Origin of the sequence: Nocardioides sp., from assembly GCF_025965415.1 — a bacterium.
Lineage (GTDB): Bacteria > Actinomycetota > Actinomycetes > Propionibacteriales > Nocardioidaceae > Nocardioides.
The window spans coordinates 1-13,420 of record NZ_JAOPWY010000153.1 but is presented as its reverse complement, the minus strand read 5'-3'; the positions used below and the strand labels follow the sequence as shown (position 1 = coordinate 13,420).

At 71.8% G+C, this 13,420-nt stretch carries 10 protein-coding genes and 1 riboswitch; of the genes, 6 read left to right on the top strand and 4 right to left on the bottom strand.

Features of this window, described 5'->3' with window-relative positions; all coding sequences use genetic code 11:
- Window positions 1–127: 127 nt before the first annotated feature.
- Entirely contained in the window at window positions 128–943 is an 816-nt protein-coding gene (locus JWN97_RS15700) for a nitrite reductase (RefSeq protein ID WP_297624572.1), read from the bottom strand.
- A 79-nt stretch (window positions 944–1,022) separates the two neighbouring features.
- A riboswitch (cobalamin riboswitch) is annotated at window positions 1,023–1,156 on the top strand.
- A 26-nt stretch (window positions 1,157–1,182) separates the two neighbouring features.
- Here JWN97_RS15700 and cobN point away from each other — a divergent pair.
- The 6 genes from cobN (at window position 1,183) to JWN97_RS15670 (ending at window position 10,657) form a co-directional block, all read left to right on the top strand.
- Window positions 1,183–4,815, top strand: a complete 3,633-nt coding sequence (gene cobN / locus JWN97_RS15695) for a cobaltochelatase subunit CobN (protein WP_297624569.1) — start codon at window positions 1,183–1,185, stop codon at window positions 4,813–4,815.
- Complete coding sequence (cobF, locus tag JWN97_RS15690; protein WP_297624566.1) at window positions 4,812–5,534, top strand: precorrin-6A synthase (deacetylating); 723 nt, start codon at window positions 4,812–4,814, stop codon at window positions 5,532–5,534. The genes cobN and cobF overlap by 4 nt, the downstream gene beginning before the upstream one ends.
- A 92-nt stretch (window positions 5,535–5,626) precedes the next feature.
- On the top strand, window positions 5,627–8,209 hold the full coding sequence (clpB, locus tag JWN97_RS15685) for an ATP-dependent chaperone ClpB (protein WP_297624563.1): 2,583 nt from the start codon (window positions 5,627–5,629) through the stop codon (window positions 8,207–8,209).
- Window positions 8,210–8,302: 93 nt separating this feature from the next.
- Window positions 8,303–9,502 carry an MFS transporter gene (locus tag JWN97_RS15680; RefSeq protein ID WP_297624560.1) on the top strand — a complete coding sequence of 400 codons (1,200 nt, stop codon included), beginning with the start codon at window positions 8,303–8,305 and terminating at the stop codon, window positions 9,500–9,502.
- 65 nt (window positions 9,503–9,567) lie between these two features.
- Window positions 9,568–9,768 carry a hypothetical protein gene (locus tag JWN97_RS15675; protein ID WP_297624557.1) on the top strand — a complete coding sequence of 67 codons (201 nt, stop codon included), beginning with the start codon at window positions 9,568–9,570 and terminating at the stop codon, window positions 9,766–9,768.
- Between the two features lie 52 nt (window positions 9,769–9,820).
- Window positions 9,821–10,657: a CPBP family intramembrane glutamic endopeptidase gene (locus tag JWN97_RS15670; RefSeq protein WP_297624553.1), complete on the top strand. Its 837-nt coding sequence runs from the start codon at window positions 9,821–9,823 to the stop codon at window positions 10,655–10,657.
- Window positions 10,658–10,789: 132 nt separating this feature from the next.
- Here JWN97_RS15670 and JWN97_RS15665 read toward each other — a convergent pair whose 3' ends face one another.
- From JWN97_RS15665 to JWN97_RS15655, 3 genes are all read right to left on the bottom strand, one after another.
- Window positions 10,790–11,218: a hypothetical protein gene (locus tag JWN97_RS15665; RefSeq protein ID WP_297624551.1), complete on the bottom strand. Its 429-nt coding sequence runs from the start codon at window positions 11,216–11,218 to the stop codon at window positions 10,790–10,792.
- Between the two features lie 42 nt (window positions 11,219–11,260).
- Window positions 11,261–12,142 (bottom strand): hypothetical protein, encoded by an 882-nt coding sequence (locus JWN97_RS15660; protein WP_297624548.1) that lies wholly within the window; start codon window positions 12,140–12,142, stop codon window positions 11,261–11,263.
- Window positions 12,143–12,261: 119 nt separating this feature from the next.
- A partial coding sequence (locus JWN97_RS15655) for an FAD-binding oxidoreductase (protein ID WP_297624545.1) occupies window positions 12,262–13,420 on the bottom strand: 1,159 nt, incomplete at its 5' end.

Sequence of the window (13,420 nt, the reverse complement as noted above, 5' to 3'; positions counted from 1 at the left end):
GGTGTCAGCGGCGAGCTGGACGTGCGGGAACCCTCACCTGGTGGCGTCCGGTCGGGCCGACCGGCGCGTGCGAGCAGATCGTAGGGTGCCCGTGACCTGGGTCACACCTGCGCGTCTCGCTGGGTGGTCACCGGACGAGCACGAGGGACTTCCACCGGGTGACGACCAGGTGCTCGTCGAGCCCGTCGATGGCAGCGCGGTCGAGCACGCCGTCGGGCACCTCGACGTGGGTGACGCCCTCCGCCAGGGCGCCGTACGCCGGCGGGTCGCTCGCCGCGGGCAGGCGCGGGTCCGCGTCGTGCGAGGCGGGCGGGACCGGGAGCTCGTCGATGTGCCACGCGGTGTCGCGGACCTGCTGGAAGGCGCGGGCGAGGCCGGTGAGGCGGGCGGCCGCCTCGGGCAGCGGGACGACCGGCCCCCAGTGGGTGCTGCCGATGCGGAGCTGGACCTCGTCCTCGGACAGGGCGACGAGGCCGAGGTCGCACGAGCGGTTGACGTGGTCGCCGCGGCCGTCGTCGAGGACGAACAGGAAGCGGCCCGGCAGCTTGGCCAGTGACGGCGTCGCGCAGATGCGCTCGTCGAGCTCGGCGGTGACGGTGCGGAGGTCGGCGCGGCCACCGTGGAGGCCGGTCAGCGGCGAGACGAGGATGTTGCGGACCAGCTCGTGATCGGGGTGCGGAAGCAGGCCGGTGGCGCGGACGGCTTCGACGACCGCGGCCGGGAGCACGCCGTCGACGTGGGGGAGGGCGCGCAGCTGGAGGTTGGCCCGCTTGGTCAGGTGCACCCGCCCGTCGCCGTACGTCTCGGCGACGTCGAGCAGCGCGAGCAGCGTCGTACGCGTGAGGTGACCGCCGGGGACACGAAGTCGCACGAGCGCGCCGTCGTCGGCCGGCCACGGGCGGAGGACGCCCGGGCACAGGTCGCCTCGGGTCCGGTCGGTCACGGCGGCGATCTTGGCATGACCTGGGTGTCGACACGCTCGCTGGCGCTCGCTGCTCAACCAGCGGCGGAGCGCGAAGGCCGAGACCGATAGTCTCGGCGGCACCACTCCGCGTGGGACCCAGGAACCCGGTGCAAGACCGGGGCGGTTCCGCCACTGTGAGGCCTGCCGAGCGCAGGCCGAAGCCAGACACTGGCCCACGCGGATCCCATCACGAGGGGCGAGAACCCCGAGGAGGATCCGTGCGCATCGCACTGCTGTCCACGTCAGACACCGACCTGCTGAGCGCCCGGGAGTCCGGCGCCGACTACGTCCTCGCCAACCCGGCGAGACCCGGCCACCAGTCGATGGCCGAGGTGATCGAGGGCTGCGACCTCGTCGTCGGCCGGCTGCTGGGGTCGCCGCAGGACCTGTGCTCCGGCTTCACCCGCGTCGCCGCGACCGGCATGCCCGTCGTCGTCCTCGGTGGCGAGCAGTCGCCGAGCGCCGAGCTGATGGAGCTGTCGTCGGTGCCGATGGGCGTCGCGGCCGAGGCGCACCGCTATCTCGCCGAGGGCGGGCCGGTGAACCTCCGCCAGCTGCACGCCTTCCTCTCCGACACCGTGCTGCTCACCGGTGAGGGGTTCGAGCCGCCGCAGGTGCTGCCGCAGTGGGGGTACGCCGAGCGTCCGGAGGTGGACGTGGTTTCGACACGCTCGTCCCTCGCTGCTCAACCAGCGGTCCCCAGGATCGGGGTGCTCTACTACCGGGCCCACGAGGCGAGCGGGAACACCTCCTTCGCCCACGCCCTCGCCGACGCGGTGGACGCGACGGGCCAGGCGGTCGGCGTACCCATCTTCGCCGGGTCGCTGCGGTCGGCGCCCGACGAGCTGTACGACGCGTTCGGCACGCTCGACGCCCTCATCGTGACCGTGCTCGCGGCCGGCGGCAGCGTGCCGTCGAGCGCCAGCGCGGGCGGGGACGACGAGTCGTGGGACGTCGCGCGGATGTCGGCGCTCGACATCCCGATCATCCAGGGACTCTGCCTGACGAGCAGCCGCGCGGAGTGGGAGGCGTCGGACGACGGCGTGAGCCCGCTCGACTCGGCGACGCAGATCGCGATCCCGGAGTTCGACGGGCGGATCATCACCGCGCCGTTCTCCTTCAAGGAGGTCGACTCCGACGGCCTGCCGCGCTACGTCGCCGACCCCGAGCGGTGCGCCCGGGTCGCCGGCATCGCGGTCAAGCACGCACGTCTGCGCTCGATCCCGAACGCCGAGAAGCGGCTCGCCCTCGTGCTGTCGGCGTACCCCACCAAGCACGCCCGCATCGGCAACGCCGTCGGGCTCGACACCCCGGTCTCCGCGATCCGAATGCTGCGCCGGCTGCGTGACGCGGGCTACGACCTCGGCGAGGACAACACCGTCGTCGAGATCCTCGGCCGGGACGTCACCGACACCGAGCAGGGCGACGCGCTGATCCACGCGCTCATCGCGGCCGGGGGCCAGGACGAGGAGTGGCTGACCACCGCGCAGCTGACCGACGCGCACGTGCGGATCACGCCGGAGCAGTACGCCGCGTGGACGGCCGACCTGCCCGAGGACCTGCGCGCCGACATGGTCGAGGCGTGGGGCGAGGCGCCGGGCTCGCTCTTCGTCAACGACCAGCGAGAGCTCGTGCTCGCGACCGTGCGGGCGGGCAACGTCGTGCTCCTCATCCAGCCCCCGCGCGGCTTCGGCGAGAACCCGATCGCGATCTACCACGACCCCGACCTCGCGCCGACGCACCACTACCTGGGCGCCTACCGCTGGCTCGGCAGTGCTGTCGAGGAGGGGGGCTTCGGGGCGGACGCCGTGGTGCACCTCGGCAAGCACGGGTCGCTTGAGTGGCTGCCCGGCAAGAACGCCGCCCTCTCGGCCAGCTGCGGCACCGACGCCGCGCTCGGCAGCCTGCCGATGATCTACCCGTTCCTCGTCAACGACCCGGGCGAGGGCGCGCAGGCCAAGCGGCGCGCGCACGCCACGATCGTCGACCACCTCGTGCCGCCGATGGCGCGTGCCGAGTCGTACGGCGACATCGCCCGCCTCGAGCAGCTCCTCGACGAGCACGCCAACATCGCCGCCATGGACCCGGCCAAGCTGCCGGCGATCCGCGGCGAGATCTGGCAGCTGATGCACGCTGCCGAGATGCACCGTGACCTCGGGCTGGAGGAGCAGCCGGACGCCGAGGAGTTCGACGACTTCATCATGCACGTCGACGGCTGGCTCTGCGAGATCAAGGACGCGCAGATCCGCGACGGGCTGCACATCCTCGGCGAGGCGCCGAGCGGCGAGGCGCGGGTCAACCTGGTGCTCGCGATCCTGCGCGCCGCGCAGGTGTTCGGCGGGCAGGCGCAGGCGGTGCCGGGGCTGCGGGCCGCGCTGGGGCTGAAGGAGAACGCCGAAGCGACCTCTGCCGTGGACGCGATCGAGGCCGAGGCCCGCGAGCTCGTGCAGGACATGGACGGGGCCGACTGGGACCCCGCCCGTGCGGCCGAGCTGCACGACGACCCGGAGGTGCAGCGGGTGCTGGAGTTCGCGGCCACCCAGGTCGTGCCGCGCCTGGCCCGCACCACCGACGAGCTCGACGCGGTCGTCCACGCCCTCGACGGCGGCTTCATCGCCGCCGGGCCGTCGGGCTCGCCGCTGCGCGGGCTGGTCAACGTGCTGCCGACCGGCCGCAACTTCTACACCGTCGACCCGCGCGCGGTGCCGTCGCGCCTCGCCTGGCAGACCGGGATGGCGATGGCCGAGTCGCTCGTCGCCAAGTACGTCGACGAGACCGGCGGCTACCCCCAGTCAGTCGGCCTGTCCGTCTGGGGCACGAGCGCCATGCGGACGAGCGGCGACGACATCGCCGAGGTCCTCGCGCTGCTCGGCGTACGACCCGTGTGGGACGAGGCCTCGCGGCGGGTCAACGACCTCCAGGTCATCCCGCTCGACGAGCTCGGTCGGCCGCGCATCGACGTCACGGTGCGGATCTCCGGCTTCTTCCGCGACGCCTTCCCGCACGTGGTCGCGATGCTCGACGACGCTGTACGCCTGGTGGCGGGGCTCGAGGAGCCCGACGACTCCAACTACGTCCGGGCGCACACCCGCGCCGATCTCGCGGACCACGGCGACGAGCGGCGCTCGACCACCCGGATCTTCGGATCCAAGCCCGGGTCGTACGGCGCCGGCATCCTCCAGGTCGTCGAGTCGGGCAACTGGCGCAGCGACCAGGACCTCGCCGAGGTCTACACGGCGTGGGGCGGCTTCGCCTACGGTCGCGACCTCGACGGTGCGCCGGCCGCCGACGACATGCGCACCAACTACCGCCGCATCAAGGTGGCGGCGAAGAACGTCGACACCCGTGAGCACGACATCGCCGACAGCGACGACTACTTCCAGTACCACGGCGGCATGGTCGCCACCGTGCGCGCGCTGACCGGCAGCGACCCCAAGGCGTACGTCGGCGACTCCACGACGCCGGACGCGGTCCGCACCCGGACGCTTCAGGAGGAGACCAACCGCGTCTTCCGGGCGCGGGTGGTCAACCCGCGGTGGATCGGCGCGATGCAGCGACACGGCTACAAGGGCGCCTTCGAGCTGGCCGCCACCGTCGACTACCTCTTCGGCTTCGACGCGACCGCCGGGGTCGTGCACGACTGGATGTACGAGTCACTGGCCAAGGAGTACGTCCTCGACGAGACCAACCAGCAGTTCCTGCGGACCTCCAACCCGTGGGCACTGCGCGGGATCGTCGAGCGGCTGCACGAGGCCGCCGACCGCGGACTGTGGGCGGACCCGGACGCCGACGTGATGGCCGCGCTGCAACAGGTCTACCTCGACGTCGAGGGCGAGCTGGAGGACCGGTGAGCTCGCGCGTCCGCATCATCGGGATCGGCTGCCACCCGCGGCAGATCACCGAGGAGGCGCTGTCGGCGATCGCGGGCTGCGACTACGTCATCGCCGCCGACAAGGGGCCGGACGACCCGCTGCTCGCGCTGCGCCGTGCGGTCTGCGCCGACCTGGCCGTCCCCCTGGTCGCCGTCCCGGACCCGCCCCGCGACCGCGACGACCCGGCCGACTACGACGGCGCGGTCCTCGACTGGCACGACGCGCGCGCGGCGGCGTACAGCACCGTCATCGACGAGCGGCCGGGCACGGTCGGGTTCCTGGTGTGGGGCGACCCGGCGTTCTACGACTCGACGATCCGCGTGGTGACACGCCTCGGGGTGCCGTACGACGTGCTGCCGGGCGTCTCGGCGCTCTCGCTCCTGGCGGCCCGCCACCGCATCGTGCTCCACGAGGTCGGCCGGCCGGTGCTGGTGACGACCGGGCGGCGGCTGGCCGACGAGGTCGCGGCCGGGCACGACAACCTCGTCGTGATGCTCGACGGCCGGCTGCAGGCGGCCACGCTCGGCGGCGACTGGGACATCTGGTGGGGCGCCAACCTGGGCAGTCCGCACGAGGAGCTGGTCGCGGGGCGGCTGGCGGACGTCACGGACGAGGTGGTGGCCGCGCGACGCCGGGCCAAGGACGCCGACGGCTGGGTGATGGACACCTATCTGCTGAGGCGACGCGCGTCTCGGTGAGATCTCGAAGTTGAGGGGAATCGGCTCAACTTCTGGCGCGTTCGGGATGAGTGGGACCACAGTGGTCCCGACACGACCACGAAGGAGCAGAGTTGAGCACGTTCGGTGCCGAGAAGTTCACCACCCGCAGCCGCGAGGTCATCGAGGCTGCCCAGCTCGCCGCCACCACCGGCGGCAACTCCCACACCGAGCCGATCCACCTGCTGGTGGCGTTGCTGCGCCAGGAGGACGGCACGAGCCGCAACCTCGTGATGAAGGCCGGAGTCGACGCGGCGCTGCTGCTCGCGCGCGCCGAGGCCGTCCAGCAGGCACTGCCCCGGGCCACCGGGTCCACCGTCCAGCAGCCCAGCGGCTCGGCGGCACTGACCCGGGTGCTGGCACAGGCGCTCGACCTCGCCGGCTCGATGAAGGACGACTACGTCGCCACCGACCACCTGGTCGTCGCGATCGCGACCGTGGAGTCGCCGGCCCAGAAGGTGCTCACCGACGCGGGCCTCACCGCGTCCGGGCTGCGCGAGGCGATCACCGCCGTGCGCGGCAACCGGCGCGTGACCAGCGAGGCCGCCGAGGCGTCGTACGAGTCGCTGGAGAAGTACTCCGTCGACCTCACCCAGGCCGCCGAGGACGGTCGGCTCGACCCGGTCATCGGCCGCGACGCCGAGATCCGGCGGGTGGTCCAGGTGCTGTCGCGGCGCACCAAGAACAATCCCGTCCTGATCGGCGAGCCCGGCGTCGGCAAGACCGCCGTCGTGGAGGGGCTGGCCCAGCGCGTGGTCGCCGGCGACGTGCCCGACTCGCTCAAGGGTCGCCGGGTGCTGTCGCTCGACCTCGCCGCGATGGTGGCGGGCGCGAAGTACCGCGGCGAGTTCGAGGAGCGGCTCAAGGCCGTCCTCGAGGAGATCAAGGACGCCGGTGGCCAGGTCATCACCTTCATCGACGAGCTGCACACCGTCGTCGGCGCGGGCGCCGGGGGCGACTCCGCGATGGACGCGGGCAACATGCTCAAGCCGATGCTGGCGCGCGGCGAGCTGCACATGATCGGCGCCACCACGCTCGACGAGTACCGCGAGCGGATCGAGAAGGACCCCGCCCTCGAGCGGCGCTTCCAGCAGGTCTTCGTCGGTGAGCCGAGCGTCGAGGACACCATCCAGATCCTGCGTGGCATCCAGGAGAAGTACGAGGCGCACCACGGAGTGCGGATCACCGATGCCGCCCTCGTCGCGGCCGCCACCCTGTCCGACCGCTACATCACCGGCCGCCAGCTGCCCGACAAGGCGATCGACCTGATCGACGAGGCGTCGTCGCGGCTGCGGATGGAGCACGAGTCCTCCCCGGAGGAGATCGACCAGCTCCGGCGCCAGGTCGAGCGCCTGAAGATGGAGGAGTTCGCGCTGGCCAAGGAGACCGACGCCGCGTCGGCCGACCGGCTCGAGGCGCTGCGCAGGGACCTCGCCGACAAGGAGGAGGAGCTGCGCGGCCTGGAGGCGCGGTGGGAGCGTGAGAAGGACCAGCTCCAGGGCGAGGGCGAGCTGCGCCGCCAGCTCGACCAGCTCAAGATCGAGGCCGAGAAGAAGCTGCGCGAGGGCGACCTCGCGGGCGCGAGCGAGATCCAGTACGGCAAGGTCCCCGAGCTCGAGCGGCAGATCGCGGAGGTCGAGAAGGCCGAGCAGGTCGACCTCGAGCCGCTGGTCGGCGACGAGGTCGGCGCCGAGCAGATCGCCGACGTCGTCGAGGCCTGGACCGGCATCCCCACCGGCAAGATGCTGCAGGGGGAGACCGCCAAGCTCCTCGAGATGGAGTCGGTGATCGGCGAGCGGCTGATCGGCCAGCGCGAGGCGGTCACGGCGGTCAGCGACGCCGTACGCCGCTCGCGCGCCGGCATCGCCGATCCCAACCGTCCGACGGGGTCGTTCCTCTTCCTCGGCCCCACCGGCACCGGCAAGACCGAGCTGGCCAAGTCGCTGGCGGACTTCCTCTTCGACGACGAGCGGGCGATCGTGCGCATCGACATGAGCGAGTACAGCGAGAAGCACTCGGTCTCGCGGCTCGTGGGTGCCCCTCCCGGCTACGTCGGCTACGACGAGGGCGGGCAGCTCACGGAGGCGGTGCGGCGGCGTCCCTACAGCGTCGTGCTGCTCGACGAGGTCGAGAAGGCGCACCCCGAGGTCTTCGACATCCTGCTCCAGGTGCTCGATGACGGTCGGCTGACCGACGGCCAGGGGCGCACGGTCGACTTCCGCAACACGCTGCTGATCCTCACCTCCAACCTCGGTTCCAACTTCCTGGTCGACCCGATCATGGAGCCGGAGGTCAAGAAGCAGTCGGTGATGGGCGTGGTGCGTGCGCACTTCAAGCCCGAGTTCCTCAACCGGCTCGACGAGGTCGTCATGTTCGACGCGCTGTCGAAGGAGGACCTCCAGCACATCGTCGACCTGCAGCTCGCGCTGCTCGGGGAGCGGCTCGCGGTCCGGCGGATCACCATCTCGGTGACCGACGCGGCGCGCGCCTGGCTGGCCGAGACCGGCTACGACCCGGCGTACGGCGCCCGGCCGCTGCGGCGCCTGATCCAGAGCGCCATCGGCGACCCGCTCGCGCGCAAGCTCATCGCCGGTGACGTCACCGACGGCGGCGCGGTCACCGTCGACGTGGGCGACGACGGGCTCGTCCTCCGCTAGGCGTGACAGCGCAGGGGCCTCGCAGCCTCAGGCCCTGCTCTCACGTGCTGGTCGCGGGGGAGTCCAGCGCCCGGCGGAAACTAGCGTGAAGTCGTGGCGGAGAGCGTGATGGTCGAGCAGAGCGAGATCGGCACGGCCCGTCGGTGGACCATGCTCGGCGCGAGCACCGCGGCACAGGCCGCGGCCGCGGTGATGACCAACGGCGCGGTGTTCCTGATCCCGGCCCTCCACGAGCAGCGCGGGATGAGCATCGCCGAGGCGGGCGTGGTGACCGCGACGCCGATGGTCGGCGTGATGCTGACCCTGGTCGCGTGGGGCTGGTTCACCGACCGCCGTGGCGAGCGGATCGCACTGATGGCCGGGCTCGGCCTGGCCGCGGTCGCCGGCGTGCTGGCCGTCCTCGCCGAGGACGGCGTGCTGCTCGCCGTCGCACTCGGGCTCGGGGGCGCGGCCGCCGCCTCCACCAATGCGGCGTCCGGTCGGGTGGTCGTCGGCTGGTTCCCGCCGCACCGCCGCGGCCTGGCCATGGGGATCCGGCAGATGGCCCAGCCGATGGGCGTCGGGATCGCCGCCATCGCCGTACCCGTCGTCGCGGACGGCCACGGCATCCGCGCCGCGCTGTGGGTGCCGACCATCGCGTGTGCGATCGCGACGGTGGTCGTCGCGCTGGTCGTGATCGATCCCCCGCGGACTGCCCCGAAGTCCGGCGCCGCGCCCAATCCCTACCGCCAGGACCGCTACCTCGCCCGCATCCACGGTGTCTCGGTGCTGCTGGTCGTGCCGCAGTTCGTCGTGTGGACCTTCGCCCTCGTATGGCTGATCCAGGACCGCAACTGGACGCCCGCGGCCGCCGGCTCGCTCGTCGCCGGCACCCAGGTGCTGTCGGCGTTCGGCCGTATCGCCGTCGGGCAGCTCTCCGACCACGTCAGGTCGCGGATGCGCCCACTGCGCTGGGTCGCGATCGCGGCGGGCCTGGCGATGGCTCTCCTGGGCCTCGCGACCGGCCTCGACCTCGCCGTCGCCGTACCCCTCATCGTCATCGCCACCGTCATCACGGTCGCCGACAACGGGCTCGCCTTCACCGCCGTCGCGGAGCGCGCGGGACCGTTCTGGTCGGGCCGCGCGCTGGGGGTGCAGAACACCGCGCAGTTCCTCGCCGCCGCCCTCGTGCCACCCCTCGGCGGCCTCGCGATCGGCGCTGCCGGGTACGCCGGCACGTTCGCGCTGGCGGCCCTCTTCCCGCTGCTGGCGGTGGCCCTGGTGCCGGTGCAGGACGAGCACCCGCTGAGCTGAGTGTGGCAAGGTCGGCGCACGCGCCTCGACCCCAGCGCCCGAGCCAGGGCTGGTGCTCCGGCGGCGTGGCCTGCCTCAACCCGACGTCCGCCACCCAGGGCTTCCTCGGCGTCTCGGCCTCCACCTCCGACCGCGGCCTGTTCGACGTCTCGGGCTGGGAGTCGATGAGCAAGACGCTGGCCGCGGACGCCGTCCAGCGCTCGTGCTGGCCCCACGCCTATGCCCAGTGGGAGCCGATGGCGACGACGCTGGCCGACACCTACTGATCCTTCGGCATCCCTCAGCCGACGCTCAGCCGGTTGGGGGATGCTGTGTCCCGTGAGTGACGCGCCGACCACCGAGGCCCGGCCGTGGTGGCGGCTGCCGGACACCCCGGTCCCCGGCGGTGTGCCCGACCTCGCCCGCGCGCTGCTGTGGGCCGAGCTGGCGATCGTGCTGCTCGTGTCGCTGGGGCGCTCGGCGGTCTACTCGGTCGTCAGCCTCGTCTCCGCGCTCACCGCGCCGGGGGCGTTGTCGTCGCAGGCGGCGAGCCTCAACAACTCCCTGGCCCCCGACCGCCCGTGGCTCGACCTGACCTACCAGCTGTTGCGGATCGGCTTCGCGCTCGTGCCCGTCGCGCTGGCGGCGTACCTCCTGGTCCGCTCGAGCACGCGCGTGCGCGAGGTCTGGGCACGGGGCGGGCGCTGGGCGACGTGGGGCGACCTCGGCCGCGGGGCCTGGCTGGCGCTGGGCGTCGGCACGGTCGGCGTCGTGTTCTACCTCGCGACCTTCGCGCTCGGCACCAACCTGACGGTCGTGGCGCAGTCGCTGCCGGGTGAGTGGTGGCAGGTGCCGGTGCTGGTGCTCGCGGCGGCCGAGAACGCGGTGCTCGAGGAGTTCGTGGTGCTCGGCTTCGTGCAGGTGCGGCTGCGCCAGCTCGGCTTCGGCGACTCCGCGGCGATCGGCCTCGCGTCGTTGCTGCGCGGGAGCTACCACCTCTACCAGGGCCTTGGCGGCTTCGTCGGCAACCTCGCGATGGGCCTGCTCTTCGGGTGGCTCTTCCGCCGCTGGGGCCGGGTGATGCCGTTCGTGGTCGCGCACACGCTCCTCGACGTCGGCGCCTTCGTCGGCTACGCCCTCCTCGCCGGCCGGGTCGACTGGCTGCCGACCCTCTGACCTGTCGCCAGTGTGCGCCCCGGAGGTGCCGACCTGTCGCCAATGTGCGCCGCGGAGGTGCCGACCTGTCGCAAGTGCACACGCGCAGTGTGCACGAGCGTCAGCTCGGCGGGTCCTGCGCGTGCACGAGCGTCAGCTCGGCACGTCCTCGCGCTCCTCCTCGCGCTCCTCCTGCGACCGGCGACCGAGCCAGCCGCCGCCCCACAGCGCCACGAGCACGAGGACGGGCTGGAAGAACAGGCGGACGAGGCGGGCGCGGTCGGTGTCGAGGCCGAACGCGTCGGTGCCCTCGACGTACTGCGCGATGTTGCCGGGGAAGATCGCCACGAAGAACGCCGCGAGCAGGGCCCCGATCGTGCGCCGGTGCCGGGGCAGGGCGACGAACGCGCCGCCCAGCGCGATCTCCACGACGCCGGAGCCGATGACGGTGAGGTCCTCGTCGAGGGGGAACCAGTCGGGGACCTGGGCCCGAAACTCCTGGCGCTGGGTGGTCAGGTGGAGCACGCCGGCACCCACCACCGCGGAGCCGAGCAGGACGCGACCGATCGCCTGTGCCTTCATGCGCTCGAGCCTACGGAGGAGGGAGCAGCACGCCGGGGTTCATCAGGCTCGACTTCCGCGCCAACCCGGTATGCGATGCGCTCGCTTGGCTTGATCGTCTGCCTCCAACATGTGGCGCAGAAGGATGACTCGCCGGTCGAAGCTGTGGCGCCGGTTGACGTGCATCACCACGAAGAGGTAACCCACAAGCGGAAACAGCCAGATCCAAGCGAGAATTGCCACTGCCAAAGGCGCGAGGGCAGGCACCGGGTCCGCATATCGATCGACGCTGGTCCAAGCGGACCACCCAAGTCCTCCCACCCACCCAAACATCAGAGCCCACCGGCACGCCCCCAGCGTGTGGTAGATGTCTGCAAGCCTTGAAGACTCAGCGCGCATGGTGTCGGATCCCCCAAAAGTGCATCGCGCGATGCGTGCCTCTAGTCGAGCATGATGGGTTTCAAGGATCTCGTAGTACCTCCCCTCGTGCGGTCTGTTGCTTGGCATGGGGCTTTGAGTTCCGTCGGCCTCGACCTTGTAGAGCCACAATGCGGCGGCTGATCGTCTGAGTGCTCCTGGCCGCACCTTCTTGCGCACTCGCAAGAGTGATTCCCGTGACGGAAGCGCCACCCAGTGGGCACCGTCGATCTCCACGGGACCGACGTCAAGGACGAGATTGCCCAAGTCGGCTCGAACAGCTCTCCAGACCACGAATGGCCGGGAGAAGTTGAAGAAATAGGCCTGATACACCAAGAAGCCGATGGGAATCGAAAGCGCAGCGCCCGTGAGGAGATTCGATGCTTCAACATCGAGCAACGGCTCGGCCCCAGCCCTACTCAGGACTAACTGCGTGCACGCTCTCGTCCAGACCACCACGAGGAGGGTGATAGTGAGGGCAACAGCGCCCGGCGTCGTCCAGCGGATGGCTTTTGCGAGCTCACTCACGATCCCCCCGGGGCGGTTGTCTGCGTACCTCGCGCACTTGGCGGAAGTGTGCACGCGCCCGACTCAATCAACCAGCAATTCTATCGAAGGTGGACTCAAGTTCTCCGCAAGCTGACTGCTCACCCGGGGAGCAGCACGCCGGGGTTCATCAGGCCGTCGGGATCCAGGGCCTGCTTGACCGCGCGCATGAGGTCGACCTCCACCGCCGACTTGTACGACGCCCCGGCCGCCGCCTTCGTCCGACCGAGGCCGTGCTCGGCGCTGATCGAGCCGTGGCCGGCGGCCACGGCGTCGTAGATCGCCGTCGAGAGGTCGGCGGCCGCCGCCCGCAGGTCGTCGTCGCCACCCGCAGGTGCGCTCAGGTTGTAGTGGAGGTTGCCGTCGCCGACGTGGCCGTAGGTCACCGGCCGCACGCCGGGCAGCCGCTGCTCGAGCACGGGCCCGATCTCGGCGACCCAGTCCGCGAGCCGCGCGATCGAAAGCGTCACGTCGTGCTTGAGCGTCGCGCCCTCGACCTTCTGCGCCTCCGAGATGCCCTCGCGCAGCGCCCAGAGCGCGGACCGCTGGGCCCGGCTGCCGGCGACGGCGGCGTCGGAGGCCAGGTCCCGCTCGACGGCCTCGCCGAGGATCGACTCGAGGGCGTCGTCCAGCCCGCCGTCGGACTCGGCGCCGGCGAGCTCGACCAGGACGTACCACTCGCTCGGCGCGGCCAGCGGGTCGCTCGCGCCGGGCAGGTGGGCCAGCACCAGCTCGAGGGCCTGCCGATTGGCGATCTCGAATGTCGAGAGGTGCGCTCCGGCGTGCTGCTGGGCCACTCCGAGCAGGGCGACCGCGGCGCCCACACCGGGCACCGCGACCCACGCGGTCGCGTGCCGCGGGGTGGCCGGGAACAGCCGGAGCACCGCCCCGGTGATGACGCCGAGCGTCCCCTCGGAGCCGACGAAGAGCTGGGTGAGGTCGGGGCCGACGGCCGAGCGCGGCGCGCCGCCGGTGCGGAGGAGGGTGCCGTTGGCGAGGGCCACCTCGAGGCCGACGACCATGTCCTCGATCTTGCCGTAGCGGCCGGAGAGTTGGCCGGCGCCGCGGCAGGCGATCCAGCCGCCCACGGTGGCCAGGGCCATCGACTGGGGCCAGTGGCCGCCGGTCAGGCCGTGGTTCGCCCGCAGTTGGGCCTCGTAGTGGTCGCCGAACGTGCCGGCGAGCACGTCGACGGTCAACGATGTGTCGTCGACGTCACGGATCCCGGTTACGTCGCACAGGTCGAGGACGACGCCGCCG